3 protein-coding genes are annotated in these 6,506 nt (G+C 74.5%); 2 read left to right on the forward strand and 1 reads right to left on the reverse strand.

The window, feature by feature from the left end:
• Positions 1-22: 22 nt before the first annotated feature.
• Positions 23-2,602, forward strand: coding sequence for an MMPL family transporter (locus KC207_RS15925; protein WP_211604304.1), 2,580 nt, complete (start codon positions 23-25; stop codon positions 2,600-2,602).
• A 78-nt stretch (positions 2,603-2,680) separates the two neighbouring features.
• On the opposite strand, the gene KC207_RS15930 is transcribed toward KC207_RS15925, so the two are convergent.
• Entirely contained in the window at positions 2,681-3,469 is a 789-nt protein-coding gene (locus KC207_RS15930; protein ID WP_211604305.1) for a L,D-transpeptidase, read from the reverse strand.
• Positions 3,470-3,711: 242 nt separating this feature from the next.
• Between KC207_RS15930 and KC207_RS15935 the strand changes: the two genes are divergently transcribed.
• Entirely contained in the window at positions 3,712-6,261 is a 2,550-nt protein-coding gene (locus tag KC207_RS15935) for a beta strand repeat-containing protein (protein WP_211604306.1), read from the forward strand.
• The last annotated feature ends 245 nt before the right edge of the window (positions 6,262-6,506 follow it).

The following is a 6,506-nucleotide window of genomic DNA, read 5'->3' on the forward strand; positions in this document are numbered from 1 at the left end:
ACTCCCAGACCCCGGAGGGTCCATGTCCACCGCCTTGTACCGCCTCGGCCGCTGGTGCGCCGCCCACGCCTGGCCCGTCGTCGCCGCGTGGCTCGTCCTGCTCGCCGTCGTCGGCACCCTCGCCGGGACGATCGGCAAGCCCCTGACGAGCCAGATCACGATGCCCGGGACAGAGTTCGAGCGCGTCCTCGACCAGCTGTCCGAGGAGATCCCGGCCGCTGCGGGAGGTGCGGCCCGCATCGTCCTCACGACCGAGGACGGGTCGGCGTTCACCGACGCGCAGCAGCAGGCGGTCGCCGAGGCCGAGGAGGCCTGGCGCGGCGCCGACCGGGTCACCGAGGTCACCGACCCGTTCGAGGCGCAGGAGCAGATCGACGGCTCCGCGGCGCAGCTGGAGGAGTCCCGGCAGCAGCTCGCCGAGGGCCGGGAGCAGCTCGAGGACGGGCAGGAGCAGCTGGCGCAGGCCCGTCAGCAGGTCGAGCAGGGTGAGGCCGGGCTCGAGCAGCTGCGCGCCGCGAACCCCGACGACCCGCAGATCCCGGCCCTGGAGCAGCAGCTGGCCGAGGGTCGCCAGCAGGTCGAGGACGGTGCCGCGGAGCTCGCCGCGAACGAGGAGCGGCTCGTCGCCGGCGAGGTGCAGCTCGCCGACGGCCGCGCCGTCGCCGAGGCCACCGACGGCACCCGGCTCGTGTCCGAGGACGGCTCCGCCGCCGTCGTCCAGGTCCAGTTCGACGAGAACCCGCAGTCCATCCCCGCCGAGGACCGCGAGCGCGTCGTCGAGCTCGGCGACGAGGTGTTCGCCGGAACCGGCGTCGTCCCGAGCTACTCCGTCGAGCTGACCCAGGAGCTCGAGTTCGTCGGTCCCGGCGAGATCCTCGGCCTCACCGTCGCGCTCGTCGTCCTCGTCGTCGTCCTCGGCAGCCTCGTCGCCGCGGGGCTCCCCCTGCTCGTCGCGTTGCTCGGCGTCGGCGTGGGGCTGGGCGGCGCCGTCGCCCTCACCTCGCTCGTCGAGCTGAACTCGACGACCCCGGCGCTCGCCCTCATGCTCGGCCTCGCCGTCGGCATCGACTACGCCCTCTTCATCGTCAACCGGCACCGCACGAACATCCTCGGCGGGATGCCGCTGCACGAGTCGGTGGCCCGGTCGGTCGCGACCGCCGGCAGCGCCGTCGTCTTCGCCGGCGCGACGGTCGTCATCGCCCTCGCCGCCCTCGTCCTGTCCGGCATCCCGATCCTCGCCCAGATGGGTCTCGTCGCGGCGGCCACCGTCGCCGTCGCCGTCCTCGTCGCGGTGACCGTCGTGCCGGCCGTCCTGCGGCTCATGGGCACCCGGGTCGTCTCGCGCCGCGGGTGGCGCACCGCCGGCTTCGACGCCCCGGGCGTGCGCGGCGACGCCCCCACGCACCACGCGGACGGGGACGTCCACGGCGCCGGCTACGTCAGGGCCGTGACGCGGCACCCGTGGCTCACCCTCGTCGGGGTCGTCGCCGCCGTCGGCGTCCTCGCCGTCCCGGCCCTCGACATGCGGCTCGGCCTTCCCGACGGCGGCAGCGAGCCCACCGGCTCGAGCGCGTACGAGGCGTACACGACGGTCGCCGAGGAGTTCGGCCCCGGCGTCAACGGCCCGGTCGTCGCCGTCGCCGAGCTGCCCGAGCAGGACGAGCCGCGCACCGAGGCCGAGGTGCTGTCCGCCCAGGCCGACGTCGCGACCGCGCTGTCCGACGTGGACGGCGTCGTGAGCGTCCTGCCGTTCGGGGTGAGCGAGGACACGAACACCCTCGCCTTCCAGGTCGTCCCCGACACCGGACCCGCGGCCGAGGAGACGACGGCCACCGTCGACGCCCTCGACGACGTGCGGTACGCCCTCGACCAGAACGGCGTCGAGCTGGGACTCACCGGCCAGACGGTCGCGAACATCGAGATCTCGCAGAACCTCTCGGACGCCCTGCCGGGCTACCTCGCGGTCGTCGTCGGGCTCTCGCTGCTCATCCTCATGGTCGTCTTCCGCTCGGTCGTCGTGCCGCTCGTCGCGACCGGGGGGTTCCTCCTGTCGGTGGCGGCCGCGTTCGGCGCGACCGTCGCGGTCCACCAGTGGGGCTGGCTCGGCGGTCTCCTCGGGGTGACCCAGCCGGGGCCGCTGCTGTCCTTCATGCCGATCATCCTCATCGGGGTGCTCTTCGGCCTCGCGATGGACTACCAGATGTTCCTCGTCTCCGGGATGCACGAGGCCCGGGCGCACGGCCAGGACTCCCGGACCGCGATCCGCACCGGCTTCACCCACGGCGTCAAGGTCGTCGCGGCGGCGGCGATCATCATGACCTCGGTGTTCGCCGGCTTCGCCTTCAGCCACCTCGTCATGGTGCGGCCGATCGGGTTCGGCCTCGCGGTCGGCGTGCTCGTCGACGCGTTCGTCGTCCGGATGACGCTCACCCCGGCCGTCATGCAGCTGCTCGGCGACCGCGCCTGGTGGATGCCCCGGTGGCTCGGGCGGGTCCTGCCCGACCTCGACGTGGAGGGTCTGCGGCTGTCCGAGCGGCTCGCCGCCGAGGACGAGGCCCGGACGGTGCGGGACCAGGACCGCGAGCGGGTGCCGACCGCCTGACGCCGACGCCCGCGACGGCCTCGGTACTCGACGGTCCGTGACCTGTCCGTCACGGACCGTCGAGCACCCGCTCGCCGGTCAGGCCCGGATCGTCACCGGCGTGCCGAGCGGCAGGCCGACCTCCTCGACGAGCCGGGTGATCGTCTCGTTGGGCATCCGGATGCAGCCGCTGCTCACGTCGGTGCCGACGAGGTCGGGCTCGTTCGTGCCGTGGATGCCGATGACGCCCTCGCCGTCGCGGAACTCGGTGAGCACCGTCGAGAAACCGGACAGGCCGTAGGCGTACGGGCCGTAGACGCCGTCCGGGTCCGGCGGGGACAGCAGTTCCTTGACGTAGTAGTCGCCGCCTGGGGTCGGACGGTCCGAGCGGCCGACGCCGACGGGGGTGCGCAGCACCTCGCGGCCGCCCTCGGTGACGACGAGCTCGTGGTCGGCGATGGCCACCTCGAGGGCGAACCGGTGGGTCGTGAGCCGGACGTCGCCGGCGTCGACCCAGCCGGTCGTCCCGTTCGGGCGGACCGGCAGCTGCACCTGGAGCCGGTCACCCTCGTCGGCGAGGACGAGGAGGACCACCTCGCCGGAGATCTCGTCGTCGCGCTCGAGGACGAGCTGCTCGGCGGCGTCCTCGTCCGCCGACTCGAACACCGTGAGGCTGCCGACCCGGGCGGTCGCGACGGTCGTCACCGTGGGGTCGGGCGTCTCCTCCTCGCTCGGCGACGCGGACGGCTCGGCCGCGGACGACTCCGTCGGGTCGGGCTGCGCCGCACGGTCGTCGGAGCATCCGGCGAGCCCGAGCAGGGCCAGCCCGCCGAGCCCTCCGAGGGCTGATCGACGGGACGGTTCACCGAGGGTGCGGGAGGCGTTCACGGCGTTCACCCTACGTCGCGGCGACGGACCTGCGAGGCTGACCGCATCGCGTCCGACGGGGGGTGTGACGTTCGGCCCCCCACGGACATGAACCCACGTGGGCGGCCCCTGCCGCCCACGTTCCGACCCCGAAGAGGAAGAGGACGACGATGCGCCGATGGACCTACGCCCTGGGGGTGCCGACCCTCGTGGGTGCGTCCCTCGTGGCGACGCCACTCGTGAGCAGTGCTGCGACGTTTACCGTGACCACGACCACCGACGACGCCGCGGACCCCGAGGCCCTGCGCGGCGCGATCGTCGCCGCCAACGGCAACGACGAGGCCGACACCATCACCCTCGAGGCGGGCCAGACGTACGCGCTGACCGTCGGCGGGGCCGGCGAGAACGCCGCCGCCACGGGTGACCTCGACATCACGAGCGACATCACGATCGACGGCAACGGTGCGACGATCGACGCCTCGGGCATCGACGACCGCGCGCTGCACGTCGCCGCGGGCGGCAGCCTCACCCTCGTGAACGTCACCGTGACCGGCGGCGACGCCGCGGACGCCCCGAGCGGCGACGGCGGCGGCTCCGGCGGCGCGGTCCTCAACGGCGGCACGCTCACCGTCGAGGACTCGACCCTCACCGGCAACTCCGCGCTGCGGGCCGGCGGCGCCGTCGAGGCGTCCGCGGGCAGCACGACGACGATCACCGGCACCGACCTCACCGACAACTCGGCCGGGGACGCCCCGGGCAACGGCGGCGCCTTCCACCTCACCGGCGCCGGCACCGTCGCGATCAGCGGGGGCACCGTGTCGGGCAACACCGCGACCGCCGAGGGCGGCGGCGTCTGGAACTCCGGCGCGGGCACGATGACCCTCACCGACGTCGAGGTCACCGGCAACACCGCCTCGGGCGCCGAGGCGACCCAGGGCGGCGGCGGTCTCTTCCAGGAGGCCGGCGAGGGCACCCTCACCGTCAACGGCGGCTCGGTCACCGGGAACGTCGCGGACGGCGCGGCCGGGTCCGGCGGCGGCATCCTCAACGACCAGGGCACCCTCGTCGTCGACGGGACGACGATCTCCGGCAACACCTCGGTGCGCGCCGGCGGCGGCATCGAGGCCAACGTCGGCTCAACGACCCTCACCGGCGTCGACCTGTCCGACAACTCGACCGGCAGCTCCCCCGGCAACGGCGGCGGCCTGCACATCACCGGCGCGGGCGACGCGAGCATCAGCGGCTCGACGGTCACCGGCAACGAGGCGGCGCTCGAGGGCGGCGGCCTGTGGAACGGCTCCGGCACGATGACGGTCACCGACTCCGAGGTGAGCGGCAACACCGCCTCGGGTGCCGCGGCCGACGACGGCGGTGGCGGTCTCTTCAACAACGGCGGCACCCTCGTCGTCGAGGGCAGCACCGTCTCCGACAACGTCGCCGACGGCGACGCCGGCTCCGGCGGTGGCATCCTCACCCTCGGCGGCTCGCTCGAGGTCACCGGCTCGCTCGTCCAGGACAACAGCGCCGTGCGCGCCGGCGGCGGCATCGAGGCCACCGAGGGCAGCACGACCACGATCGCGGACAGCCGCCTGCAGTCCAACGAGACCGGCGCGGCCCCCGGCAACGGCGGCGCGTTCCACCTCACCGGCTCCGGCACCGTCGACGTCACGGGAACGCTCGTCGCGTCGAACGTCGCGGCCAACGAGGGCGGCGGCCTGTGGAACTCCGCGGCGGGCACGATGACCGTCTCGAACAGCACGATCAGCGGCAACCTCGCCTCCGGTGACGACGCCGACTCCGGCGGTGGCGGCCTCTACAACGACGGCGGCACGCTCACCGTCTCCGACAGCACGATCGAGACCAACGCGGCCGACGGCGCCTCCGGCTCCGGCGGTGGCCTGCTCAACGTCGGCGGCACCCTCGAGGTCACCGGCACCGACATCGTCGAGAACGTCTCGGTGCGCGCCGGTGGCGGCGTCGAGGCGGCGGGCGAGAGCTCGTCGACGAGCCTGTCCGACGTCCTCCTGTCGCAGAACAGCACGGGCGGCAACCCCGGCAACGGCGGCGGCCTGCACCTCACCGGCAACGGTGACGTGACCGTCGACCTCACCCTCGTCGAGGAGAACGACGCGACGAACGAGGGCGGCGGCCTGTGGAACTCCGCGGCGGGCACGATGACCGTGACCCGCACGACGCTCGTCGGCAACACGACCGACGGCATCGGCGGCGCGCTCTACAACGACGGCGGCACCCTGACGGTCGACACCTCGACGGTGAGCGGCAACGCCGCCGCCGGTGGCGGTGCCGGCGTCGCGGTCGCCGAGGGCACGGACGCCGGGGCCACGATCCTCGTCCACGTGACCCTCGCGGCCAACGACAGCGGCGCCCTCGGCGACCTGACGATCGGCAACTCGGTCCTCACGATGAACGAGGACGGCAACGCCGACGGCACCGTCGCCTCGCTCGGCGGCAACGTCGTCGGGACCGACGTCTCGACCGGCGAGTCCAGCGACGTGCAGACGGACGACGCGATGCTCGGCGAGCTCGGTGACAACGGCGGTCCGCTGCCGACGCACCTGCCGGCCGACGACAGCCCGGTCGTCGACGCGGGCCTGGCCTCGGTCGAGAGCCTCGTCGACACCGACCAGCGGGGCGCCGAGCGTCCCGTCGGCGACGCCCCCGACGCGGGCGCCGTCGAGGTCGCGGCCGAGATGGACGACGACGACGACGTCACGCCCCCGGGCAACGACGCCGGCGGCAACCCGGCCGGACCGGCCACCCCGGTCCCGGGCCAGCCGAGCTACACCGGCTGACGTCCGACGTCACACCGACGTGGGGGGGGGGCCCCCCCCGGGGGGGGGCGGGGCGGGGGGCGGGGGGGGGGGGGGGGGGCGGGGGGGGGGGGTGGGGGGGGGGTGGGGGGGGGGGGGCCGGGGCGCGGGGGCGCCGGGGGGGGGGGGGGGGGGACGGGTCAGGACTCGAGCGGCGCGTGGTGGTCGCGGCCGGCGACGCCGTGGCGCCAGTAGCCGTGCACCTCGAGGGCGTCCGGGGCCACCCC

Source organism: Phycicoccus avicenniae, from assembly GCF_018139485.1.
Taxonomy (GTDB): domain Bacteria; phylum Actinomycetota; class Actinomycetes; order Actinomycetales; family Dermatophilaceae; genus Phycicoccus; species Phycicoccus avicenniae.